General features: G+C 73.4%; 22 protein-coding genes and 1 tRNA gene. 14 read left to right on the forward strand and 9 right to left on the reverse strand.

The annotated features are described in order from the left end of the window. Positions 1 to 63: 63 nt before the first annotated feature. The 4 genes from fabF to OUQ99_RS09485 all read right to left on the reverse strand — a co-directional run bounded on the left by fabF (position 64) and on the right by OUQ99_RS09485 (position 3,728). Complete coding sequence (fabF, locus tag OUQ99_RS09470; protein ID WP_267949051.1) at positions 64 to 1,302, reverse strand: beta-ketoacyl-ACP synthase II; 1,239 nt, start codon at positions 1,300 to 1,302, stop codon at positions 64 to 66. Between the two features lie 134 nt (positions 1,303 to 1,436). After that, positions 1,437 to 1,679 carry an acyl carrier protein gene (locus OUQ99_RS09475; protein ID WP_267949052.1) on the reverse strand — a complete coding sequence of 81 codons (243 nt, stop codon included), beginning with the start codon at positions 1,677 to 1,679 and terminating at the stop codon, positions 1,437 to 1,439. Between the two features lie 106 nt (positions 1,680 to 1,785). Further along, positions 1,786 to 2,742, reverse strand: a complete 957-nt coding sequence (locus OUQ99_RS09480) for a beta-ketoacyl-ACP synthase III (RefSeq protein ID WP_267949053.1) — start codon at positions 2,740 to 2,742, stop codon at positions 1,786 to 1,788. 2 nt (positions 2,743 to 2,744) lie between these two features. Next, a complete protein-coding gene (locus tag OUQ99_RS09485) occupies positions 2,745 to 3,728 on the reverse strand; it encodes an ACP S-malonyltransferase (RefSeq protein WP_267949054.1) in 984 nt (327 codons plus the stop codon). Between the two features lie 252 nt (positions 3,729 to 3,980). On the opposite strand from OUQ99_RS09485, the gene OUQ99_RS09490 reads away from it, so the two are divergent. Both OUQ99_RS09490 and OUQ99_RS09495 read left to right on the forward strand, forming a co-directional pair. Then, entirely contained in the window at positions 3,981 to 5,258 is a 1,278-nt protein-coding gene (locus tag OUQ99_RS09490) for a PucR family transcriptional regulator (protein ID WP_267949055.1), read from the forward strand. Positions 5,259 to 5,592: 334 nt separating this feature from the next. Further along, complete coding sequence (locus tag OUQ99_RS09495) at positions 5,593 to 6,690, forward strand: hypothetical protein (protein WP_267949056.1); 1,098 nt, start codon at positions 5,593 to 5,595, stop codon at positions 6,688 to 6,690. Positions 6,691 to 6,800: 110 nt separating this feature from the next. Here OUQ99_RS09495 and OUQ99_RS09500 read toward each other — a convergent pair whose 3' ends face one another. Next, positions 6,801 to 8,459 carry an alkaline phosphatase D family protein gene (locus OUQ99_RS09500; protein WP_267949057.1) on the reverse strand — a complete coding sequence of 553 codons (1,659 nt, stop codon included), beginning with the start codon at positions 8,457 to 8,459 and terminating at the stop codon, positions 6,801 to 6,803. Between the two features lie 128 nt (positions 8,460 to 8,587). Between OUQ99_RS09500 and OUQ99_RS09505 the strand changes: the two genes are divergently transcribed. The 4 genes from OUQ99_RS09505 to OUQ99_RS09520 all read left to right on the forward strand — a co-directional run bounded on the left by OUQ99_RS09505 (position 8,588) and on the right by OUQ99_RS09520 (position 10,335). Continuing rightward, positions 8,588 to 8,998, forward strand: coding sequence for a secondary thiamine-phosphate synthase enzyme YjbQ (locus tag OUQ99_RS09505; protein ID WP_267949058.1), 411 nt, complete (start codon positions 8,588 to 8,590; stop codon positions 8,996 to 8,998). A 192-nt stretch (positions 8,999 to 9,190) separates the two neighbouring features. Next, on the forward strand, positions 9,191 to 9,616 hold the full coding sequence (locus OUQ99_RS09510) for a DUF3052 domain-containing protein (protein WP_267949059.1): 426 nt from the start codon (positions 9,191 to 9,193) through the stop codon (positions 9,614 to 9,616). Positions 9,617 to 9,746: 130 nt separating this feature from the next. Then, complete coding sequence (locus OUQ99_RS09515; RefSeq protein WP_267949060.1) at positions 9,747 to 10,217, forward strand: peroxiredoxin; 471 nt, start codon at positions 9,747 to 9,749, stop codon at positions 10,215 to 10,217. A 44-nt stretch (positions 10,218 to 10,261) separates the two neighbouring features. Then, positions 10,262 to 10,335 (forward strand) — tRNA-Val (locus tag OUQ99_RS09520). Positions 10,336 to 10,609: 274 nt separating this feature from the next. Here OUQ99_RS09520 and OUQ99_RS09525 read toward each other — a convergent pair. Continuing rightward, positions 10,610 to 10,915, reverse strand: a complete 306-nt coding sequence (locus OUQ99_RS09525) for a hypothetical protein (protein ID WP_267949061.1) — start codon at positions 10,913 to 10,915, stop codon at positions 10,610 to 10,612. Positions 10,916 to 11,405: 490 nt separating this feature from the next. Between OUQ99_RS09525 and OUQ99_RS09530 the strand changes: the two genes are divergently transcribed. Next, a complete protein-coding gene (locus OUQ99_RS09530; protein WP_431061494.1) occupies positions 11,406 to 12,965 on the forward strand; it encodes a pectate lyase family protein in 1,560 nt (519 codons plus the stop codon). A 190-nt stretch (positions 12,966 to 13,155) separates the two neighbouring features. Here OUQ99_RS09530 and OUQ99_RS09535 read toward each other — a convergent pair whose 3' ends face one another. After that, a complete protein-coding gene (locus tag OUQ99_RS09535) occupies positions 13,156 to 14,142 on the reverse strand; it encodes an aldo/keto reductase (RefSeq protein ID WP_267949062.1) in 987 nt (328 codons plus the stop codon). Between the two features lie 273 nt (positions 14,143 to 14,415). Between OUQ99_RS09535 and OUQ99_RS09540 the strand changes: the two genes are divergently transcribed. After that, entirely contained in the window at positions 14,416 to 15,645 is a 1,230-nt protein-coding gene (locus tag OUQ99_RS09540) for an MFS transporter (RefSeq protein WP_267949063.1), read from the forward strand. A gap of 52 nt (positions 15,646 to 15,697) precedes the next feature. On the opposite strand, the gene OUQ99_RS09545 is transcribed toward OUQ99_RS09540, so the two are convergent. Further along, on the reverse strand, positions 15,698 to 16,798 hold the full coding sequence (locus OUQ99_RS09545; protein ID WP_267949064.1) for a cytochrome P450 family protein: 1,101 nt from the start codon (positions 16,796 to 16,798) through the stop codon (positions 15,698 to 15,700). Beyond that, positions 16,780 to 18,111 (reverse strand): cytochrome P450, encoded by a 1,332-nt coding sequence (locus tag OUQ99_RS09550; protein ID WP_267949065.1) that lies wholly within the window; start codon positions 18,109 to 18,111, stop codon positions 16,780 to 16,782. Before OUQ99_RS09550 ends, OUQ99_RS09545 begins: the two co-directional genes overlap by 19 nt. A gap of 755 nt (positions 18,112 to 18,866) precedes the next feature. Here OUQ99_RS09550 and OUQ99_RS09555 point away from each other — a divergent pair. The 6 genes from OUQ99_RS09555 (at position 18,867) to OUQ99_RS09580 (ending at position 23,653) form a co-directional block, all read left to right on the forward strand. Next, entirely contained in the window at positions 18,867 to 19,169 is a 303-nt protein-coding gene (locus OUQ99_RS09555; protein ID WP_267949066.1) for an urease subunit gamma, read from the forward strand. Then, complete coding sequence (locus OUQ99_RS31650) at positions 19,166 to 19,705, forward strand: urease subunit beta (RefSeq protein ID WP_267949067.1); 540 nt, start codon at positions 19,166 to 19,168, stop codon at positions 19,703 to 19,705. The genes OUQ99_RS09555 and OUQ99_RS31650 overlap by 4 nt, the downstream gene beginning before the upstream one ends. After that, positions 19,702 to 21,411, forward strand: coding sequence for an urease subunit alpha (locus tag OUQ99_RS09565; RefSeq protein WP_267949068.1), 1,710 nt, complete (start codon positions 19,702 to 19,704; stop codon positions 21,409 to 21,411). The genes OUQ99_RS31650 and OUQ99_RS09565 overlap by 4 nt, the downstream gene beginning before the upstream one ends. Positions 21,412 to 21,419: 8 nt before the next feature. Beyond that, positions 21,420 to 22,106, forward strand: a complete 687-nt coding sequence (locus OUQ99_RS09570) for an urease accessory protein UreF (protein WP_267949069.1) — start codon at positions 21,420 to 21,422, stop codon at positions 22,104 to 22,106. 79 nt (positions 22,107 to 22,185) lie between these two features. Next, entirely contained in the window at positions 22,186 to 22,887 is a 702-nt protein-coding gene (gene ureG / locus OUQ99_RS09575) for an urease accessory protein UreG (RefSeq protein WP_267950324.1), read from the forward strand. A 34-nt stretch (positions 22,888 to 22,921) separates the two neighbouring features. Then, complete coding sequence (locus tag OUQ99_RS09580) at positions 22,922 to 23,653, forward strand: urease accessory protein UreD (protein WP_267949070.1); 732 nt, start codon at positions 22,922 to 22,924, stop codon at positions 23,651 to 23,653. Positions 23,654 to 23,707 lie beyond the last annotated feature (54 nt).

Raw genomic sequence — 23,707 nt, forward strand, 5'->3', positions numbered from 1 at the left:
TCCCGGACAGCGCTCGGCCGGCGCCGCGCGTGTGCGCGGCGCCGGCCGGGTCGGGCGCGGGGGTCAGGCGCGGCGGAACACCAGGGCGATGTTGTGGCCGCCGAACCCGAAGGACTCGTTGACGGCCGCGACGTCGCCGCCGGGCATGTCCCGGGGCTTGTCGCGGACGATGTCCACGACCACGTCCGGGTCGAGCTCCTCGATGTTGATGGTCGGCGGGATACGGCCGTCGTGCAGTGCCAGGATGGTCGCGATCGACTCCACCGCGCCCGCGCCGCCCAGCAGGTGGCCGGTCATGGACTTGGTGGAGGTCACCGAGACCCGGTCGGCGGCGGAGTCGCCCAGGGCCGAGCGGATCGCGCGGGTCTCGCCGACGTCTCCGGCGGGCGTGGACGTGGCGTGGGCGTTGACGTGCACGACGTCGTCGGGCACGAGGCCGGCGTCGTCCAGGGCCTGGGTGATGGCGCGGGCCTGGCCGGCGCCCTCGGGGTCGGGCTGGACGATGTCGTAGGCGTCGTTGGTGTAGCCGACGCCGGAGGCGTGCGCGTAGACGCGGGCGCCCCGGCGGGCGGCGTGCTCGGCGGACTCCAGCACCAGGATGCCCGCGCCCTCGCCCATGACGAAGCCGTCACGGTTCTTGTCCCAGGGGCGGGAGGCCGTCTGGGGGTCGTCGTTGCGCGTGGACAGGGCCCGCATGGACGCGAACGAGGCGATGTTCAGCGGGTGGATCGCGGCCTCGGTGCCGCCGGCGATGACGATGTCGGCGCGGCCGGAGCGGATCATGTCCACACCGTTGGCGATGGCCTCGGCACTGGAGGCGCAGGCGCTCACCGGCACGTGGGACCCGGCCCGCGCGGTGTACTCCAGGCTGATCGCGGCGGCGGGGCTGTTGGGCATGAGCATGGGCACGGTGAACGGGGAGACCCGCTTCCAGCCCTTCTCACGGAAGATGTCGTACTGCTCGAGGATGGTGAGGATGCCGCCGATGCCGCTGGAGACGACGACGCCGAGGCGGATCGGGTCGACCTCGGGCGACCCGGCGTCCTCCCAGGCCTCCTTCGCGGCGATCAGCGCGAACTGCTGGGTGCGGTCCAGGCGCCGCATGCGCGGCCTGGGCAGCTTCTCGGAGGGTTCCTGCGCGATCTGCCCGGCGAAGTGCACCGGGAGCTTCTCGTGCCACTCCTCAGGAAGGGTGGAGATTCCGGAGCGGCCGTCGAGGAGCGCGGACCATGTGGTCGCGACGTCACCCCCGAGGGGGGTGGTGGCGCCGAGGCCGGTGACGACGACATCGGTCTTTGACATGATCCGTTCGCCCTTCTCGTGGGACTTTCCCGGCCGCGGGGCCGGGAGGCGTTGGCGGATGTACCTGGGGAGACCACGGGTGGTGGCCTGTGGGGGCGCCGGGGTCAGGGGTGGGACCCGGCGCCCCGAGCACGCTACTTCTGGATGAAGTTGATGACGTCCTGGACCGTCTTGAGGTCCTTGAGCTGGTCGTCCGGGATCTCCACGCCGAACTTGTCCTGGGCGGCGATGGCGATCTCCACCATGGACAGCGAGTCGATGTCGAGGTCGTCCACGAAGCTCTTCTCCGGGGTGACCTCGGCGGGCTCGGTGCCGACGATCTCCTCGACGATCTCGCCGAGGCCGGTCAGGATCTCCTGCTCGCTGTGAGCCGCCATGTCGTTATCTCCTTGGTTGGTGTATCGGTGTCGGTTCATGGACACCGCGCGTGCCGGGGTTCTGCGAACCCGGATCGCGCGGTGGTGCCGCGGGCTCGGGCGGTGTTCAGGGGATGCGGATCACCTGTGCGGCGTACACCAGCCCCGCGCCGAAGCCCAGGGTGAGGACGATGCTCCCCGACGGCAGCTCCCCGCGCCCGATCATGCGCGAGAGCGCGAGAGGGATGGACGCGGAGGAGGTGTTGCCAGCGGTGACGATATCGCGCGCCACGAGTGCCTGGGGAGCGCCCAGCTTCTTGGCGATGGACTCCACGATCCGCAGATTGGCCTGGTGCGGGACGAACGCGGTCAGCTCCGAGGGCTCCACACCGGCCCTTTCCAGGGCCTCCAGGGCGACCTGGTAGAGCTCGGTGGTCGTCCAGCGGAAGACCGCCTGGCCCTCCTGGTAGAGGTACTTGCCGTCGCGCAGGTGGATCTTGTCGGCGCGCTCGCCGGAGGAGCCCCAGACCACGGGGCCCACGCCCTGCTCCTCGGACGCCGAGACGATCGCCGCGCCCGCGCCGTCGGCGAAGATCACACAGGTGGAGCGGTCCTCCCAGTCGACCCAGTCGCTGAGCTTCTCGGAGCCGATCACCAGGACGTTGCGGGAGCTGCCCCCGCGGACCATGTCCGCGGCGACGCCCAGCGCGTAGCAGAAGCCCGCGCAGGCCGCGTTGAGGTCGAAGGCGCCCGGGGCGGTGATGCCCAGCTTCGCGGCGACGGTGGCCGCGGTGTTGGGGATCTGGTCCTGCACGGTGCAGGTCGCCACGATGACGAGGTCGATGTCCTCGGGGGAGAGCCCGCTGGCGGCGAGGGCCTTGCCGCCGGCCGCCACGGCCATGCTCGCCACGGTGTCCTCGGGACCGGCGATGCGCCGCTCCCTGATGCCCACGCGGCTCTGGATCCACTCGTCGGTCGTGTCGACGCGGGACTCGAGGTCGGCGTTGGTGAGGACCTGGGACGGCTGGTACTCGCCGAGGGCGACGACGGACGCGCCTCCGGGGGAGTTCGGGGAGCTGAACATGGTTAGCCTTCCTGGTCGGTGCCCGAGGGGGAGAGAACCCCCGCGTGCTCCTTGATGAGGGCACCGGCGCGGTCGAGGTCGTCGGGGGTCTTCACCGCGAGGAGCTCCACACCGCGCAGCGCGCGCTTGGCCAGACCGGTCAGCGTGCCCGCGGGGGTGAGCTCGATCAGGGCGGTCACCCCGAGGTCGGCCAGGGTCCGGGTGCAGGAGTCCCAGCGCACCGGCGAGGAGATCTGCGAGACGAGGCGTTCGAGGTACTCCGCGCCGCTGTCCACGACGGCGCCGTCGGCGTTGGACAGGAGGCGGACCGTGGGGTCGGACGGCGACAGGGCGGCGGCCGTCGCGCGGACCCGCTCCACCGCCGGGGCCATGTGCTCGGTGTGGAAGGCGCCCGCGACGGCCAGGGGCCGGAGCCGGGCCCGCGCGGGCGGGTTCCCGGCGAGGGCCGCGAGCTGCTCCGTGGTCCCGGCGGCCACGATCTGGCCGGAGCCGTTGTCGTTGGCCGGGGTCAGGCCCGCGGCGGCCAGGGCCGCGAGGACCTCGTCGCGGTCCCCGCCGAGCACGGCGGTCATCCCCGTCCCGGTGCGGGCGGCGGCGTCGGCCATGCCCCGGCCGCGTTCGGCGACCAGCGCCATGGCGTCCTTGGGGGACAGCACGCCGGCGATCGCGGCGGCGGTGAACTCTCCGACGCTGTGGCCCGCGACGGCGTCCACGAGGGAGGCCTCCGCGGGCAGCGCGGGCGAGGGGGCGGAGAGCGGGGAGAGCATGGCGGAGGCCGCGACGAGGCCGGCGCCGACCAGCAGGGGCTGGGCGACGGCGGTGTCGCGGATCTCCTCCGCGTCCGCTGTGGTGCCGTAGCGGGCCAGGTCGAGTCCGGACACCTCGGACCACGCGGCGAACTGCTCGGCGACGCCGGGGAGTTCGAGCCACGGGGAGAGGAAACCGGGAACCTGGGCGCCTTGGCCGGGAGCAACGATTACGAGCACGACATCAACCTTGCCCTGTAGGAGATCACCAGTCGGATGGGGAGGAACACGAACTTCGGCCGGGGCGTTTGTAGGTACTCCACAAAAGGAGGCCTGACATGGACCCGCCCGGCCGAAACCAGTGTGGGGGATCACCCCCGACGGTACGCGCTGTTCCGCACCGACCACGGAGCGGGTGCGCGGAGGGGGCGGAAGCGCCCCGGCGCGGGGCGGCCCTCCGGTCGGGTCCCCCGGGGGTGCGAACCTAGAGGTGTGAACACCGAACCCCACCCGCCCCGGGACGACGAGGGCAGCACCGGTCCGGCGGACGCCGCCGGCGTCGACGGCGACACCGATCCGGTCGCGGAGGAACAGGAGCGCGTGCGCGCCGAGACCGTGCGCCGGCTGGAGCGCTCCATGGGAGCCCTCGGAACGGCCGCCGTCTCCCGCATGGAGCAGCGGCTCGGATGGTTCCGCCGCATGTCCGCCCAGGACCGCTCCTGGATCGGGCTCGTCGCCCAGTCCGGCGTGGCCGCCTTCGTGGACTGGTTCCGCAACCCCGTCCGGGGACGTCCCGCCATCACCGTCGAGGTCTTCGGCACCGCTCCGCGCGAGCTCACCCGCTCGGTCTCCCTCCAGCAGACCGTCGACATGATCCGCGTGGTCATCGACGTGGTCGAGGGACAGGTCGACGAGCTGGCCGCCCCCGGCGGCGCCCAGCAGCTGCGCGAGGCGGTGCTCCGGTACACCAGGGAGGTGGCCTTCAGCTCCGCGAAGGTGTACGCGCGCGCCGCCGAGGCACGCGGGGCGTGGGACGCCCGCCTGGAGGCCCTGATCGTCGACGCGCTCCTGCACGGCGACCACGAGGACGGCCTCCAGACCTGGGGGTCGGCGCTGAGCTGGTCGCACACCCCCGTGATCGCGGTGGCCGGGGAGACCGGCGGGGAGGACCCCGGCAAGATCCTGGACGACCTGCGTGCGGCCGCGCGCCGCTTCGGGCACGACGTGCTGGCGGGCGCCCAGGGGAGGCGCGTCGTGGTGGTGGTCGGCGTGGGCGACCGCTACCCGGAGGAGGACCTCCCGGCCGCCGCGGCCGAACCCCTGGCCGGGCTCTTCGGACCCGGCCCCGTGGTGGTCGGACCCGCCGTCGCGGACCTGCGCGCGGCGGGGGCGTCGGCGCGCGCGGCGGTCAGCGGACTGCGCGCCGCAGTGGCCTGGCCGGACGCGCCGCGCCCCGTGCTCGCCGACGACCTCCTGCCCGAGCGGGCCCTCCAGGGGGACACCGAGGCCCGCGGCCAGCTGGTGGAGGAGGTCTACGTCCCCCTCCTGGGGGCCGGTTCGCCGCTGCTGGACACCCTGTCGGTCTACCTGGAGCACGCCTCCTCGCTGGAGGCCACCGCGCGGATGCTCTTCGTCCACCCCAACACCGTCCGCTACCGGCTCAGCAGGATCGCCGAGCTCACCGGCCGCACCCCCTCCGACGGCCGCGGGTCGTTCGTCCTGCGGGTGGCGGTCGCCCTGGGGCGGCTGGCGCAGACGCACGAGGGCTGAGGCGCGGCGCGGAGTGGCCGACACCACACCGGGGAGGTTGTCCGGAACCAGCCACGGAGGTGACCGGAAGGCCTGGGGGACGTAATCTGATCGTTGCCTGTCATATCTACCGACTTATGGAAGTTTCACCTGGGTCGGGTATGTCTGTGACTGCCCGTGTGCGCCCGGGGACTACATGAAAAGGGATAGCTTTGTGATGGGCAGGCTGCTGGCGGGACCCATGAGGTTAAGGACACCCTCGGGCGATGGTCCCCGCACCGCTCCGTCGCGACGTTCTTGGGGGGTCAACGCTGTGGTCGAGCGACCGAGGAAAAGGTCCCGGTTCTTCCGTTCGGTGATCGATTTCGTTCTCCAGCCAACGCAGGAGGGCGAGCTGCGCAGGCGGGTGCTGTTCTGGCTCCCCGCGCCACTGCCGGTCCTGGGCGCGGTGTACCTCATGGTCGGCGGTGCGCTCTCCGCCGCGGGGTGGACGATACTGCTGGCCGCGAGCGTCGGCGTGGGCACACTGCTGCTGGCGCTCATCGTCCAGCCCACGCCCCTGCCCGAGGGGCTGGTTCCACAGGTCTCCGCGCGCCGCTCGCTGCACCGCTTCCGCCAGTTCACCGGTCTGCGGATCGCCCTGGCGCTGGTGCCCGTCGCGATCGGCGCCGCCGCGTCCGTCGTGGGCGGGGGCATGTACCCGCTGCTGGCCTCGCTCCTGCTGGCCTGGCCCCAGCTCCTGCTGGCCATGCCGACCTTCTTCACGATCACCAGGGCACGCAGGGCCATGGAGGCGTGGGGCACCACCGCCTACCTGTGGCACGCCCTGTCGCGCCCGGCCAAGGTGACCTGGCCGATCGTCACCCCGCTGGTCAACTCCTGGAAGGCGGCGCGGGTCGAGCGCTCCCGGGAGTCGATGCGCCAGAAGCTGGAGGAGAGGGCCTGGAAGAAGGCCGTGCGCGAGGAGAGCTCCGGGGCGCCCGACGGCGCCGCGCCCGCCGCCGCCTCCGCCGACGAGCGCACCCGGCCGATCCGTCCGCTGGACACCCCGTCCGACGAGCGCACCGACGTCCTCCCGCACCTGGGCTCCCCCTCGCACGGGAGCGAGGAGCCCACGGACGTCCTCCCCCACCTGGAGGCGCAGCGCACCGGGCGGGAGAGGCCGACCGACGTCCTTCCCCACCTCCCCTCCGGGCAGGAGGTGGAGCCGACGCGTCAGCTCCCGCACCTGGGCGGTGCCGGAACGGGTGAGGAGGGCTCCGAGCCGGGGCCGGGCAGCGGCGCCGCGGCCGACGGCGACCCCGACCCCGACGCCCCCGCGGGACCGCGCTCCAGCGTGCACCGGGCCGCCCGGCAGTTCTTCGAACAGGGCGGCGGGGCCCTCGGGATCGCGGTCCGCCGCTCCCGCCGCGCCGCCCCCTCCACCCGCCGCCCGCACTCGAACAAGCCCTGACACCCGCCGGGGGCGCGGGCACGGAGCCCGCGCCCGCGCCCCCGGCGCCGGTGGTCCCCGGCGCAGTGCGGGACGACGGGACGGGCGGCCCCGCCCGGGAAGGGGCGGCCTCAGACCCTCATACGCCGGTGCACGCCGGGCAGCGCGTCGATGCCCCCCTCGGAGGCGTGGTACCAGAGGGCCTCGGCGTCACGGCCCTCGAAGACCACCTCGCCGATGGTGTTGCCCGCGTAGGTCTTGCCGTCCAGCTTCCAGGACAGGTCGATCCCCGGGACCCGGGCCAGCCGCGTCAGCACCCTGCCGACCACGTGGACGGCGCGGCTCGCCGTCAGGCGCACGACCCGGCGGGTCCCGGCGGAGAGCTGGTTGCACAGGGGCGAGGACACGAGCTGGGTGACCCTGGTCCCGCCCTCGGCGACATGCCGGTGGCGGACGGGGGCCGCGTAGGAGAAGTGCACGTCGCCGCTCAGGAACAGCACGGTCGCGGGGGCGGGACCCCGCTCGCCCCGGGCCGCCGCGCCGACGGCGTCGCCCAGGCGGCGCATCGAGTACTGGAAGGCGCCCCAGTGCTCCAGGTCCATCGCCTGCCGCAGCCGCTCGCCGAGGGGGCGCGGCCACTCGCCCCAGGCGCCGGCGCACACCGCCTCGTTCCACGCCTCCAGGTGGTGCACCGCGGAGGGCAGCACGACCGGGACGGTCGAGGCGACCACCACGTGGTCGGGGCCCCCGGCCAGGTTCTCGTCCAGCCACTCGTGCCCCTCCGCGCCGAGGATCGACCGCGACCCCTCGTGGACGGCGTCCTCCCCGAGCGCGCGGGAGCAGCGGGTGTCCGCCATCAGGACCCGCACGGAGCCCACGTCGTAGCGGTGGCTCCACCGGTAGGAGGACGGTTCGTCGTGCGCCAGCAGGGCGAACCCGTCGACCGCGTCGGCGGCGTCCCCGCTCGCGTCGCGGACGCGGGCCCAGAGCGGGTCCTTGGACCGGGCTTCCGCGGACAGGTTGCCCAGGTGCTGGTAGACCCAGTAGGCCCCCAGCCCGCTGGTGATCCGCCTGCGCCACCACGGGCGGCCGTCCATGGCGCCGCGCCACGCCTCCGAGGTGTTCCAGTCGTCGCGGATGTCGTGGTCGTCGAAGATCATCAGCGTCGGCACGGTGGACAGCAGCCACCGCACGGGGGGATCGGTCCACGCCTGCCGGTACAGCTCGGCGTACTCGCCGTAGTGGACGACCTCGTCCCCCGGGGCCCCGTCGGGGACGGCCGGCCCGCGCACCGACGCCAGGAAGGAGCGCATCGGCTCCTCCAGCTCGTCGGCGTACACCTGGTCGCCGATGAGGAGGAGGACGAGGTTGCCGTCGACCTCCTCGCGGGCCAGCCGCCGGGCGGTGGCGCGGAGCATGTCCGGGCCGTACCGCACGACCCCCTCGGGCGTGTCGCCCGTCGGCCTGCGGCACGAGCCGTACAGCAGCCGCGTGGGCCCCTCCGGGGCCGTCGTGCGCAGGACGCTGGGCGGAAAGGGGCTGTCCGGCTCGGGCCACACCCGGTCCTCGCCCAGGAAGACCTCGTAGGGCAGGGCCGCGCCCTCCGGGAGCCCGGTGATTTCGCACACGGCGTAGTGGTGCCCGTGCACGGTGAAGGTCTCCGAGGCGGCCGTCACGGCTCCGTCGACCCGGATCCGCACGGTGCAGGGGGTGTCGGTCTCCACCCACACCGTCGCCGTGGTCGGTCCCGCGTGACGCAGCAGTGGGCCCAAACGTAAAGAAGCAGTCACCCTTTGCCCTCCTTTGGACCAGGTTCGCACATGTGGCGGACGAGTATGACGTGCGCCGACCTGCGCAGTTGAGCGCGGGTGCCACCGGGATGGTTGCACGAGGGCCGCACCTGCGCGAAGGTGGCGCTATGCGGACACAGATCCTTGAGCTGCACACCGGTGGATCGGAGAGCATCACCGACATCACGCGGGAGTGCGGTGACTTCGTCGCCGAGACCGGAGGCGACGGACTGCTCAACGTGTTCGTCCCGCACGCGACGGCGGGCGTGGCGATCATCGAACTCGGTGCGGGGTCCGACGACGACCTCCTCGCCTCCCTGGACGACCTGCTGCCGGCCGACGACCGGTGGCGGCACAAGCACGGCTCCCGGGGCCACGGGAGATCACACGTGATGCCCGCGTTCATCGCGCCCCAGACCACCGTTCCGGTGCTCTCGGGCCGCCTCGAACTGGGAACATGGCAGTCGATCGCCGTTGTCGACCTGAACGTGGACAACCCGGACCGCCTGGTCCGGCTGTCCTACCTCTCGTCCTCATGATTCCCGCCGCGGGTGACCGGGACCGGGACGGGGTTTGGGAGCGCGTTGACGGAACATGCCACTAGCGTGTGAACTAGGCCATCAGCGATGGTTACGGACCCACGTGACGGGCCGCGAAATGGCCCGGCATCGTTGTGACAACTGCCCAGTGCAGGCAAGATTGAGAAAAACCATCTGTGGAGGAGAACTTTCGTGAGCGCGACCGCGGGCCAGGCACAGAGCGAACGTGGCTTGGCTGACCGACTCGGATTCAAGCCGGGTCAGGTGGTGCAGGAATTCGGCTTCGACGACGACGTCGACGAGGGCCTGCGCGCATCCATCACCGAACTCACCGGTGAGGAGCTGGTCGACGAGGACTTCGACGGAGACGTCGACGCGGCACTGCTGTGGTGGCGGTCCGACGAGGAGGAGGACCTCACCGACGCGCTGATGGACACGGTGACCACCATCGCCGACGGCGGGACCATCCTGGTGCTGACCCCGAAGGCGGGACGTGAGCTCCACGTGTCCCCGAACGACGTCGCGGAGGCCGCTTCGACGTCGGGCCTGTCCCAGACGAGCGCGGTCAGCATCGGCGCCGACTGGTCGGGTACGCGCCTGGTCGTTCCCAAGCGGTGACGTCCACCACCCGTACCGGGTGAGGCATCCGGTGCCGCGCGTCCCAGAGGCGGGCGCGCGGCGCTGAGGGGCGTCCGTCAGCAGACGGCCGCCGTCCCCGGCCCGAGCGCCGCCGAACACGAACGCGACCATGAGCGATCCCATCACCGCGGGCGCGGTCGCGCCCGACTTCACCCTCCAGGACCAGTACGGGCGCGACACGGCCCTGGCCGACCTGCGCGGCCGGCCCGTGCTCGTGGTCTTCTACCCGCTGGCGTTCTCCGGCGTGTGCTCGGGGGAGCTCGCCGACCTGAGCGAACGCCACTCCGAGTTCGAGGAGCTGGGAGCCGAGGTCCTGGCGGTGTCGGTGGACTCGGTGTTCGCCCTGCGCACCTGGTCCGACCGCGAGGGGTTCCCGTTCGCGCTGCTGTCGGACTTCTGGCCGCACGGCGGCGTCGCCGAGGCCTACGGGGTCCTCGACCCCCGGCGCGGGGTCGCCCGGCGGGGCACCTTCCTGGTCGGCGCCGACGGCGTCGTCCGCTGGTCGACGGTCTCCCCGGCCTCCCGGCCGCGCGACACGGACGAGTACCTGGCGCGGTTGCGGGAGCACGCCGGAGCCTGAGGCGCGGCGGCCACCGCGAACCGGTATGATCTCGTGCGACGCACGGGCGCGTAGCTCAGTTGGTTAGAGCAATTGCCTTACAAGCAATAGGTCAGGGGTTCGAGTCCCTTCGCGCCCACGGACTCAGGACGACCCTGCTCGGGGGCCTTCGGCCGCCTCGCCGGGTCGTCCTTCGTGTCTCCCGGGGGGAGACCCCCGAACCCCCCGAGGTACCCCCCTCTGGTCGGGGTCGCGCTGATCGGCGACGTGGGCGGGACACTCTCTCACAACGCGGGGCTTCGCCCCGGGGGTTGTAGTTGGGTTGCCCAGGGCCCACTCCACTCGGGAACGACCCTGGTCCCGTGTGAACGGGACGCCCTCACGGCTAAGGCCGTGAGGGCGTCGTGCGACGTCTAACGAGTGTTGGCCTCGCGCACCCGGCGGAGTGCCAGGAGCCGGTCCCGGTGGCGACGCCCGCGGTTGCCGGCCCTGTTGTAGGCCTGCCAGGAGGCGGTACAGGCGCGCTTGTGGCACCCGGCGCAGCATCCGTGCCTGAAGAGCATGACGTCGGGGTGCTCCCAGCGGCAACGCGTCCCCGGTTCCTTGCGGGTCGGGGCGGGAGGCAGGTCGCAGTCGCCACGGGTGTGGTCGTGGACCGCTACCGGACCGTGTTCGCGCTGGCGCACCCACAGCGGTTTGGTCTTGTCCGTACGGGACATCTCGTTCCTTTCGGAACCCGCCGCCCGTGCTCCCGGAACCTCCGGGCGGGCGGCTGGGGCGAGAGACCCATCACCGACACCTCCTCGAACCGTCTTCGGCCGTACGCCCGCCATCCTACGGCCCCGGCACTTCGCCGCCGTGCCCCGGGTCGCGGTCGCCCGGCCGGGGCCGTTCGCGAGAACCCGTCCGATCCCTCCGGGCGTGAGCCCTCCCACCCCCGCCGGTACGCCCGCCGGCCGCGGCGGGAGCCTGCGGACGCCCCGCCGGGCCCTCATCGGGGAGCTACAACCGGTTGCACCAATAGAGGTACTCGGTCCCGATTTTCGATGTGAAATTACCATAAACCCGCAGTACAACAGGCTTGTGGAGAACAATGGGCGCTTCCCCTTCCTGCAAACGTTTGCACCAACACCTCTTGACATGGAAAGCGCTTTCTCTACTCTCGAGTGAAGCAGGTCACATGCTTGTGCTCCAGAAGAAGGGTGAGCAGTGAGACGATCAATCACGCGTGGGCTCGTGTCGACGCTGGCCGCCGCGGCCGTGGTGGCGGGCGGTCTGGCCCTGCCGATGGCCTCGGCATCGGCGCAGACCGGCAGCGCCACGGGTTACGCGACGCAGAACGGCGGGACCACCGGAGGCGCGGGCGGCCAGACGGTACGGGCCACGACCGGGACCCAGATCCACGAGGCCCTGTGCAACCGGCCCAGCACCAGCACCCCGATCGTCATCGAGGTGCAGGGAACCATCAACCACGGCAACACCTCGAAGGTGTCGGGGACCGGTTGCGAGACCGCCGACGACGTGATCGAGCTCAAGAAGATCAGCAACGTCACCATCGTCGGCACCGGCAGCGGGGCCGTGTTCGACCAGCTGGGCATCCACATCCGGGAGTCCAGCAACATCATCATCCAGAACGTGACCGTCCGGAACGTCAAGAAGTCCGGCTCGCCCACGTCCAACGGCGGTGACGCCATCGGGATGGAGAGCGGAGTCCGCAACGTCTGGGTCGACCACGTCACCCTGGAGGCGTCGGGCGGGGAGTCGGAGGGCTACGACGGCCTCTTCGACATGAAGAACAACACCCAGTACGTCACCCTCTCCTACAGCATCCTGCGCAACTCCGGCCGCGGCGGCCTGGTCGGGTCCAGCGAGAGCGACCGCTCGAACGGGTACGTCACGTACCACCACAACCGGTTCGAGAACCTCGACTCGCGCGCGCCCCTGCTCCGCGGCGGCGTCGGGCACATGTACAGCAACCACTACGCGGACATCCACGAGTCCGGCATCAACTCCCGGGCCGGGGCCAGGGCGAAGGTGGAGAACAACTACTTCGAGGACTCCAAGGACGTCCTGGGCACCTTCTACACCGATGAGAGGGGGACCTGGGAGGTCGGCGGCAACGTCTTCGACAACGTGACCTGGTCCAGCCCGGGCGACTCGAACTACCCCGCCGGGCCCAACCCGCAGTCCACCACGTCGGTGAGCATCCCGTACTCCTACGACCTCGACGACGCCGGCTGCGTGCCGACCGTGCTGAACCAGACCGCGGGCGCGGGCCAGGGCAACCGGGTCTCGGACGGCAACTGCGAGGCGGAGGAGCCGACCGACCCGGACCCGACGGACCCGGACCCGACCGACCCCGACCCGACGGACCCCGACCCCGACCCGACCGACCCGCCCGAGGGGACCAACCTCAGCATCGGGGCCGGCGCCGACGGCTCCGGCAAGGCCAGCGGGACCGGCTACGGGAACGTCGTCGACGGCGACATGGGCACCTACTGGTCGCCGAGCGGCTCGACCGGCCGCGTCTCGGTCAAGTGGGGCTCCGGCACCACGGTGTCCTCGGTCAACATCCGCGAGGCGGCCGGGGCCGAGGGCAACATCGGTTCCTGGCGGCTCGTGAACCACGACACCGGCGCCGTCCTGGCCACCGGGCGCGGAGCGGGCGTCATCACCTTCGCCCCGACGACGCTCCGGAAGATCAACTTCGAGATCACCGGCTCGAACGGCACACCGCGCGTCGCCGAGTTCGAGACCTACGGCGGCTAGCCGCCGGGCGGCGGGGGACACCCGCCGCCCCGCGGTGACGGTCGGCGGCAGAGGGGCCGACCCGTGACCGGTCCGGCCGAGAGCACCCGAACCGGCCGGACCCCGGCCGACCCGTCCGGACGAACCGGGCGGGTCGGCCGTTCCGCGTGTCGGCGCCGGGCCGGACCCCGCCCGGCGGCGGTCCGCGCGGTCAGTGCGCCGCGTCGAGGCGCGAGCGCTGGTCCGCGGTCAGCTCCAGGTCGACGGCGGCCAGGCTCTCCTCCAGCTGGGCGACGGACGACGCGCCGACCAGGGGGATGATCGGCAGTTCGCCGCCCATCTGCCAGGCGAGCACCACCTGGTTCACCGTCGCGCCCGCCTCGCGCGCCACCGCGCGCAGGACCTCCAGGCGGGCCCGGGTGCCGGGGTGGTCGTAGTCGCGCGGCAGCGGCTTGTCGTCCCGGGTGTAGGCGCCGCCGAGCAGGGGCGAGTACGCGACCAGGACCAGGCCGGGCTCCGCGCGCAGGTAGCCGAGCAGGTCGGGGCCCGCCGCGGCGATGCTGCCGTCCTGGGACAGGGCGTCGGGGATGTCCGTGCGAGGGCGCAGGTGGCTGTGCTGGTACTGGAGCACCTCGTAGCCGGGCAGCCCGGAGGCCGCCGCCAGGGCGCGGGCGCGCTCGACCCGCCACGCCGCGTGGTTGCTGACCCCCAGCAGACCCACCGAGCCCTCGGACACGAGCTCGGCGAACGCCCCGACGGTCTCGGCCACGGGCACGGTTCGGTCCTCGATGTGCGCGTAGAGCAGGTCGAGGGTGTCCATGCCGAGCCGCTCCCTGCTGCGCTCGGCCGACTCCCGGATGATCTTGGCGGACAGCCCCTCGGGGTTGTCGGTGAAGCTCGTCCCCGGGGAGAGCGGGCGCGCCCCGAGCTTGGTGGCGACGACGACCTCCGAGCCGATGCCCCGGCTCCTCCGCCAGCGGCCGAGCAGTTCCTCGCTCTGCCCGCCCTGGCCGCCGTCCGTCCAGAAGGCGTAGTTGCCGGAGGTGTCGACGAACGTGCCGCCGGCCTCGACGTAGCGGTCCAGGACGGCGAACGACGTCTTCTCGTCGGTCACCGAGCCCATGAGCATCGCGCCCAGGGCGAGCACGCTCACCTCGCGCCGGGTCCGCGGGTCACTGCCGATGGTGCGGTACCGCATGGTGGTCCCCTCGGGTCCGGGCCCGCCTGTCGACCGGGCCTCTGCAGGGAAGTCTGGGTCCTGGAGTGCGCTCCAGGTCAAGTCCCGGCGAGGGCCCTTCCGTGGCCGGGACCGGCCTCCGTGCGGCAGCCGGGACGCCCGCGCAGGTCGGGGGCGCCCGGTGAGGCGGACCGGAGCCGACCGGACCACGGGTCGGCCGACGTTGCTTAACGAGTGTTAAGAAAGGGTCGGAAGTCCCCTACCCGGCAAGGGGGCGCGCCTGTAGAAAGGCGTGTGAGCAGACGACGGAAAGAGTCCCCCTCCCCGGCACGAGCCGCCTCCGCGGCGGCCTCCCGCACATGGACCCCCCTCCTCGCCCTGGCCCTCGGCGCGTTCGCCATCGGCTGCACCGAGTTCGTGGTCGTGGGCCTGCTGCCCCAGATCTCCGTGGACCTCGGGGTGCCCGAGGGCGCGGTCGGCCAGCTCGTCACGATCAACGCGGTCGCCGTCGCGCTGGGCGCCCCCCTCCTCGGCGCCGCCATGGCCCGGTACGCCGGCCGACCGGTGCTCGTGGCCTCCCTCCTGGTGTTCGGCGCCGCGCACGCGGTGGCGGCGGCCGCACCCACCTTCGCGGTCCTGCTGGCCACCCGCCTCGTGACCGGGGCCTGCTTCGGCCTCTACCTCGCGGTGGGGTTCGGCGCCGCCGCGCGCCTGGCCGCGCCCGGCGCCCGTGCGCGGGCCCTGGCCGTCTTCCAGGGCGGGATCACCACGGCCACGGCGCTGGGGAGTCCGCTCGGCATGCTGCTGGAGCGCGGCTCCGACGGTACCGAGGGCTGGCGGCTCCCGTTCCTGGCCATCGCGGTCCTCTCCGGGCTCGCCGCACTGGCCGTGCTCCTCGCCGTGCCCGGGCTTGCTCCCCTGCGAGACCAGTCGCTCCGGGAGCGGTTCGCCGTCCTGGCGAGGAAGCCGGTGGCGCTGGGTATCACCGCGGTCGCCGTGTTCTGGGCGGGGACGTTCTGCGCCTTCACCTACCTGCTGCCCCTGCTGCGCGAGGAGGCCGGGCTGGAGGGCCTGTCGGTGGTCGGCGTGCTGCTGCTCGCCGGGGTGCTCGGCGTCGCGGGCAACGCGGTCGGCGGGCGCGGCGCCGACCGGGCCCCGGGCGCCACCCTGGTGGCGGCCGTCGCCGCAGCCCTGGCCGGGCTCGTCCTGCTCTTCGCCACCGCCTCGTTCGCGGTCGCCGCGGTCGCCGTGGTCGGGCTCTGGCAGCTCGCCGCGTGGAGCTTCGTGCCCGCGGTCCAGGCGAGGATCTACGAACTGGGCGGTGACGCGGGCGACGCGGCGGTGTCGTTCTCCGTCGCCGCCTTCAACGCGGGCATCGTCCTCGGAGCCGGACTGGGCGGGATCGCCCTGGAGACCGCGGGGCTGGCCGGGGTCGGACTGTCCGCGTCGGTCCTCACGGGGCTCGCGCTGGTCCTCACCGTCCTCCTCGTCCGGTTCCGCCCGGGGGAGGGGCCGCACGCGTAGGGAACCCGGCGGACCCGCGCCGGCCCCGGGGCCGGCGCGGGTCCCGGCCGGCTCAGCCCAGGACGACGGGGAGGCGGGACCTGCCGCTGGCCACGATGGAGGGGGACTCGGGCACGTCCTCCCCCTCGGCCGGGCGGATCCGCGGGAAGCGGGTGAACAGGGCCTCCAGGGCCGTGGTCCCCTCCAGCCGGGCCAGCCCCGCGCCCAGGCAGAAGTGCGGTCCGTGCGAGAAGGCCAGGTGGCCGCGCTGCTCGCGGCGGAGGTCGAAGACGTGCGCGTCGTCGCCGTGCTGTCCCGGGTCCCGGCCCGCGGCGCCGAAGCCCATCAGCAGGGCCTCGCCCTTGGGCACGCGCACCCCGGCCAGGGTGACGTCCTCGGCCGTGTACCTCAGGGGCAGGTACTGGATGCTGGCGTCCCAACGCAGGGTCTCCTCGACCGCGTCGGCCCAGGAGGCCTCGCCGGAGCGCACCAGCGCCAGCTGCTCCGGGTGGGTGAGGAGGGCGTGCACGGAGTTGGTGATGAGGTTCATCGTGGTCTCGTAGCCCGCACCGATCATGAGGATCAGCGTCCACACCAGTTCGCTCTGCGAGAGCTTCTCGTCCCCCTCGGCGCGGGCCTCCAGCAGCGCGCTGGTGAGGTCGTCGCCGGGGGCCCCGGCCTTCTCCTCGGCCAGTTCGGTGAGGAAGGCCAGCATGTCCGCGTTGGTCCGGGCGGCCTGCTCCGGGGTGACGGTCGCGTCGAAGACCCAGTGCATCAGCCCGTGCAGGGTGTCGCGGTGCTCGGGGGCGACCCCGAACAGCTCCGAGATCACCGTCATGGGCAGGGGCAGCGCCAGCGCGGCCCTCAGGTCCACCGGGCCGGGGCCGGAGGCCTCGGCGGCGTCGAGGAGGTCGGCGGTGATCTCGGCGACGCGCGGCCGCAGGACCTCCACGCGGCGGGGGGTGAACGCCTGCGAGACCAGCGTGCGCAGGCGGCGGTGGCGGTCGCCGTCCGCGGTGAGCATGTTGTCCGGGGCGACCCAGGAGATCAGCGGCCAGTCCATGGGGATCTCGCCCCGGGCCCAGGGGCCCCAGTGGCGCGCCTCCTTGCGCACGCCGGGGTGGGCCAGCGCCTCCATGACGACGTCGTGTCCGGTCAGCGCCCGAACAACCACGCCACCAGGGATCTCAACCTCGACGACGGGGCCTCGCCCGCGGAGTCCGGCTGTCTGGCGGTGGAGGTCGTAGGGGTGGAGGACGGGGATGTCTGCTGCCATGGGGGAGTGGTGCCCTTCGGGGTGTCGGGGGTGAAGGCGACGGGGAGGCGGGCCAGGGCCCGAGCGAACGGGGAGGGGCGCCACTGGGCCTCGTCCTCCGTCGTCCGCAGATCGGGGAACCGCCTGGTCAGGGTCTCCACCCCGACCTGGGCGATGGAGTAGGCGAACCCCTGGGCGGGGCAGCGGTGCGGGCCCACGCCGAAGGCGAGGTGGGCGCGGTTGCCCTGCTCGATGTCGGGTCCGCTCCCGGACAGCCCGGCGTGCGCGGCGGAGTATCCGAGCAGGACCGGTTCGCCCGCCCGGACCACCGTGTCCGCGCCGACCCGCACGTCGGTCACCGGGTAGAGGACGGGGTAGTTGTTGATGGGGGGCTCGCGCCAGAGCACCTGGTCGATCGCCTCGCCGATCCCCACCCGGGCGCCGCGGACGGCCTGGCCGACCTCGGCGTCGACCAGGATGGTGCGCGTGGTCCCGGTGATGAGGTTGGCGGTCGGCTCCGCCCCGGCCCCGATGGTGACGACGAGCTGGTGGAGGAGCTCGTCGTCGGTGAGGCCGGCCCGGTGTTCGAGCAGCCAGGAGGTGATGTCCTCGCCGGGCTCGGCGTGCTTGGCCGAGATGGCGTCGGACAGCGCGCGCTCGTACTCGCCGTTGGCCCTGGCCGCGTCCACGCCGTCCCACAGGTCGCTGAGGGAGGTCAGGACCCGCCGGCCGATGTCGGGCGAGAAGCCGAAGAGGTCGGACATGACCAGCAGCGGCAGCAGGCGGGCGTACTCGGAGACGAGTTCGGCGCTGCCCCGCGCGCAGAAGGCGTCGATGAGGGTGTCGGCGTGCAGGCGGGTGATGTCGCCGACCCGGCTCTCGGGGACGCGCCCCAGGGAGTCGGTGATCGAGCGCTTGAGGCGGGCGTGCTCGTCCCCGTCGGCGAAGAGCAGGTTGGGCCGGTGGGCCATCATCGCCGCGACCGGTGCGTCGTCGGGGACGCGCCCCTCCCGCCAGTCGAGCCAGAGCCGCGAGTCGCGGACGAAGGTACGGGTGTCCCTGCACCAGGCGGTGATCATCGCGTAGTCCGCGACGACCCAGGCGCGGACGCCGGGGGAGATCTCGACGGGGAAGACCGGTCCGTGTTCCTCGGTCATGCGTCGGTTGACCTTGTGCGGGTCCGCGTGGAAGTCAGGGGAGTGGAGTTCGGCGTAGGGGCAGCGGGAAGCCACAGGTGTCCTGTCCTCTGGGGTGGGGAGGCCGCAGAGTCTAGTAGGACACAGCGAACTCCGGCCACATTGGATCACACGCGAAATCCCCGTACCGCAGGGGGTTCCGCTTCCGGACGGTACCGGTCCCCGCGTCCGGGTCCTCCGGCGGAGCATCGGCGCGTCCCCCCGCGCGGGAGCGGCCCGGACGGGAGGGGGCTTTCCCCAGGGTGGAGGGGGCGCCCCGCCCGGGTGCGACCGGTCGGACCGCCCCGGCCGCGGGCCCGTCGCCGCGCGGGGGCGGGCCCGCCCGGAGTCGTGTCCGCTTCCTCCGGGGCTCCGGGGCCCCGGCCGCCATGGTGATCTCCCCCACCGGCCGGGGGTGCGGCGAGCGCCGTCCGGGACGCGCGGTGCGGCCGCGGCGGGCGGGGTCCGGAGCCCCCGGCCGCCGCCCGCCGCCGGGCGGCCGACCGGGGGCTCCGGACCGTCGGCGCAGGAGCGTCGGATCGCGCGGAAGTCATGGGATGACAGGGCCTATGGATCCCCGCAGTGTCGGGTGAGGGGCGGGCCGGCGGCGTCCGGAAGGGGGCGGCCGGAGCCGTGCGGGGCCCGCGCCCCGCGCCGTCCGCGGCGGCGCCCGAGCGGTCCCGGCCCGGGCCCCGGCGGGCGCGCCCCGGAGCCCCCGGCGAGGGCCTCACCTGCGACTGTGACCCGGGACTCCTGCTAAGACTGGGTCCGTACCCACCACCGCGTGGGTCGGAACTGTTGAGAGGTGGTTCATGCATCTACTTCCATCGGACACCGAGAAGCTGTTGCTCGCCGTCGCCGGGATGATCGCCCGCGACCGGCGCGAGCGGGGCGTCAAGCTCAACCATCCCGAGTCGGTCGCCCTGCTGTCCTGCTGGGTGATCGAGCGGGCCCGCGAGGGGGCCCGCGTCGCCGACCTCATGAACGACGGGCGCAACGTGCTGCGCCGGGACGAGGTCATGGACGGTGTGGCGGAGATGATCCCCAACGTCCAGGTCGAGGCCACCTTCCCCGACGGCCGCAAGCTCGTCACGATCACGGAGCCGATCCAGTGATCCCCGGCGAGATCCGCACCCGTCCCACCCCCCTGGTCCTCAACGAGGGCCGCGAACGCCTCTCCCTCGTGGTGGTCAACACGGGGGACCGCCCCATCCAGGTGGGCTCCCACCTCCACTTCCCCGACGCCAACCCGGCCCTGCGGTTCGACCGCGAGGCGGCCCGCGGCTTCCGGCTGGACATCCCCGCCGGCACCTCCGTGCGACTGGAACCGGGGGTGAGCCGCACCGTGGAGCTCGTGGCCCTCGGCGGCCGCCGCCACGTGCCCGGCCTCCAGATCCGCGACCTGGTCCGGGAACCCGGCGCCGAGGAGCGTGTTCCGCGACCGGTGGTCCCCTTCGGCACCCCGGGCGTGGACGTGCCCGAACCCGCGCGCGCCTCCGGCGCCGCCATGCGGGTCGGCGACGCGGACGCCCGCGACGGCGACCCCGCCGAGGTGGTCCCCACCCACACACCCCGCCCCGACACCGCGGGACCGGACACCGACGCCGAGCAGGACGTGGCCCCTGCCGACACCGAGGAGCGCGACCAGTGAGCCGCATCGACCGCCGCGAGTACGCCCAGCTGTACGGTCCCACCGTCGGCGACCAGATCCGCCTGGCCGACACCGACCTGTGGATCGAGGTCGAGGAGGACCGCACGGCGGGAGGCGACGAGGCCGTCTTCGGCGGCGGCAAGACCATCCGCGAGTCGATGGGCCAGGGGCTGACCACGCGCGCCCAGGGGGCGCTGGACGTGGTCGTCACCAACGTCGTGGTCATGGACCACTGGGGCATCGTGCGCGGCGACGTGGGCATCCGCGACGGGCGCATCGTGGCCGTCGGCAAGGCGGGCAACCCGGACGTGATGGACGGGGTGCACCCGGATCTGCTGATCGGTCCGGGCACCGACGTGATCGCGGGGGAGGGCAAGATCCTCACCGCGGGCGCCGTGGACACCCACGTGCACTTCCTCAGCGAGATCGAGATGCACGAGGCGCTCGCCACCGGCACCACCACCGTGATCGGCGGCGGGACCGGGCCCACCGAGGGGTCGAAGGCCACCACGGTGACCGCCGGCGCGCACTCGCTGCGGACGATGCACCGGGCCCTGGACCGGTTCCCGCTCAACGTCATGCTGTTCGGCAAGGGCAGCACCGTCTCCGCCGAGGCCCTCGCCGAGGACGCCCTGGCCGGGGCGGGCGGGTACAAGGTGCACGAGGACTGGGGTGCCACCCCGGCGGCGATCGACGCCGCGCTGCGGGCGGCCGACGAGTTCGGCCTCCAGGTGGCGCTGCACGCCGACTCGCTCAACGAGACCGGGTACGTCCAGCACACGCTGGAGGCCATCGCCGGGCGCGGCATCCACGTGTTCCACGCCGAGGGCGCGGGCGGCGGCCACGCACCCGACATCATCGTCACCGCCGGTGAGGCGAACGTGCTGCCGGCCTCCACCAACCCGACCCTGCCGTTCACGGTGAACACGGTCGACGAGCACCTGGACATGCTGCTCGTCGTGCACCACCTGAACCCCCGGGTCCCGGAGGACCTGGCCTTCGCCGAGTCCCGCATCCGGGCCTCCACGATGGCCGCCGAGGACATCCTCCAGGACATGGGCGCCCTCTCGATCACCTCCACCGACGCCCAGGCGATGGGGCGGATCGGGGAGCTGGTCTGCCGCACCTGGCAGGTGGCGCACGTGATGAAGAACCAGTTCGGGCCGCTGTCCTCGGACCTGCCGGCCGACAACGCCCGCGCCCGCAGGTACGTGGCCAAGTACACGATCTGCCCGGCGGTGGCGCACGGGATCGACCACGTGGTCGGATCCGTGGAGCCCGGCAAGATGGCCGACCTCGTGCTCTGGGACCCGGCGTTCTTCGGGATCCGCCCGTCCGCGGTGATCAAGTCCGGTGCGATCGTCGCCGCGCCGCTGGGCGACCCCAACGGGGCCGTGCCCGCGCCGCAGCCGGTGCTGCTGCGCCCCGCGCTGGCGGCCCGGGCGTCCTCGGCCGCCGACCTGGCGGTGACCTTCGTGTCCCCGCTGGCGATCGAGGACGGCCTGGCCGACAGGCTGGGGCTGCGCCGGGAGCTGGTGGCGGTCCGCCCCACCCGCGGCGTCACCAAGGCGGACATGCCCAACAACACCGCACTGCCCGACATCGACGTGGACCCCGAGACGTTCGCGATCAGCATCGACGGCGAGTTCGTGCGCCCCCGGCCCGTGGACGAGGTACCGCTCGCGCAGCGGTACACGATGTTCTAGGCGGCCGGGTGACTTCGGGACTGGGCTCCCTGCTGCTGGCCGACGCCCGCCTCCCCGTGGGCGGGCACACCTACTCGGCCGGCCTGGAGCCCGCACTGATCGCCGGAATGCCCGCGGAGCTGATCCCGGCGTACATGACCGCTCGGCTGCGCACGGTGGGCCTGGTGGAGGCGGCCGCCTCGGTGCTGGCGCACCGGGCGGTCGGCGGGGACGGCGGGGCCCCCGTCGACCCGCGGGCGCTGGAGGCCGTGCACGAGGAGCTGCTGGCCCGCTCGCCGAGCGACCCCCTGAGGGAGGTCTCGGGGATGCTCGGGCGCGGCCTCGTGCGCCTGGCCGCCCGGCTCCGGCCGGACCACCCTGCCGTCGCCGCGCTGCGCGCCCTGGGCCGCGCGCCGCAGCGGCCGGTCGCGCTCGGGGTGGTCGCCGCCGTCATCGGGGCGGGGGAGGCCGAGACCGCCCGGGTGAGTCTGTACGACGACGCCCAGACGGTGGCCTCCGCCGCACTCAAACTCGCCCCCGTGGACCCGGTGGACGCCGCCGGGTGGGTTCTCTCGACGGGGGACGTGATGACCTCGGTGGTCGCCGAGGCGCTCGCGGTGCGTGACGCCGCCGACCTGCCCGCGCCCACCGCACCCCAGATCGAGGGATGGTCCCTCGAACACCGGAACAAGACCAGGAGGATCTTCATTGCCTGACACGACTCGACGAACCCCGTCCACGGAGCCCGCCGCCGGCGCCCGCGCCGCCGACGCGTCCCCCGCACCCCGGCGCGCGATGCGCCTGGGCGTGGCCGGACCCGTCGGCACCGGCAAGAGCACCCTGATCGCGTCCCTGTGCCGCGAACTCGCCGCCGAGCTGAGCATGGCGGTGGTCACCAACGACATCTACACCGACGAGGACGCCAGGCTGCTGAGGGCCGCCGGCGTCCTGCCCGTGGAGCGGATCCACGCCGTGGAGACCGGGGCGTGCCCCCACACCGCGATCCGCGACGACGTCACGCCCAACCTGATCGCCGTCGAGGACCTGGAGGCGGAGTTCGCCCCCCTGGACCTGGTCGTCGTGGAGAGCGGCGGGGACAACCTGACCGCCACGTTCAGCCCCGCGCTGGCCGACGCGCAGATCTTCTGCCTCGACGTGGCCGGGGGCGGGGACGTGGCCCGCAAGGGCGGGCCGGGGATCGAACGCGCCGACCTGCTCGTCGTCAACAAGACCGACCTCGCCCCGCACGTGGGGGTCGACGCCGCTCAGATGGTGGCCGACGCCACCCGTGCCAGGGACGGGCTGCCCGTGCTGGCACTGAGCCAGCACGACAGGGCCTCGCTCGGAGCGCTGGCCGGATGGGTGCGCCAGGTCCTGGCCGACCACCGGTCCGGCGTCCACGTGCCGCGGGACCCGGGGCCGATGGCCCCGCACACGCACGCCGACGGCACCACCCACGCCCACGGGGGCGCGGGGGACGTCCACGAGCACGCGTGAGCGGGCGCCCGTGAGTGGGACGGTACCGGCCAGGGTGACCGCGGAACGGGTCGGCGGACGGGTGCGCCTGAGCGACCTGTCCGGCGGCACGTACCTGAGCCCTCGGCCCCTGGGCGTGCGCGGCGCCGCCGCGCGGGTGGCGCTCGTCGGCGCCTACGCGCTGCTGCTGGCCGGGGACGACCTGCGTATGGAGGTCACGGTGGGCCCCGGGGTGTGGCTGGAGCTGGTGGAGCCGTCCGGGATCGTCGCCTACGACGCCCGCGGCGGCGCCGCGAGCTGGCAGGCGGACGTCCGGGTCGCCGACGGCGGGTGCCTGGTGTGGCGGGGAGCGCCGTTCGTGGTGACGGCGGGTGCGGACGTCACCCGCCGCACCCGGATCGAGCTGTCCGGCGGCGCCCGGGCCCTGGTGCACGAGACCCTGGTGCTGGGCCGCAGCTACGAGACCGGCGGAGGCCCCCTGCGGTCGACGACGAGGGTCGCGGCCGACGGCCGCCCCCTGCTGGTGGAGGACCTGGACCTGCGCGACCCGGTCCTGGCCGGGGCCCCGGGGGTCCTGGGCGGGAACCGGGTGCTGACCACCGCGTTCCTGCTCGGGGCCCGGCCCGGGCAGGCGGTGGGGGTCCAGGAGACGCTGCTCCACGGGCCGGGGGCCCTGGCGCGCTCGGTGGCCGCCCACGCCCACGAGGCGGAGGCCGCCGTCGCCGGCTCCTGGGAGCGCTGGAGGGCCGGGTTCGCCGATCCGGCGGGCTACGAGGACGCCGTCTGACACGGCGAGGGGCCGGACGGGGAGTCGCTCCCCGTCCGGCCCCTCGCCGCCCGG

It is taken from the genome of Streptomonospora nanhaiensis (assembly GCF_026642255.1).
In the GTDB taxonomy this organism is placed as follows: Bacteria; Actinomycetota; Actinomycetes; order Streptosporangiales; family Streptosporangiaceae; genus Nocardiopsis; species Nocardiopsis tropica.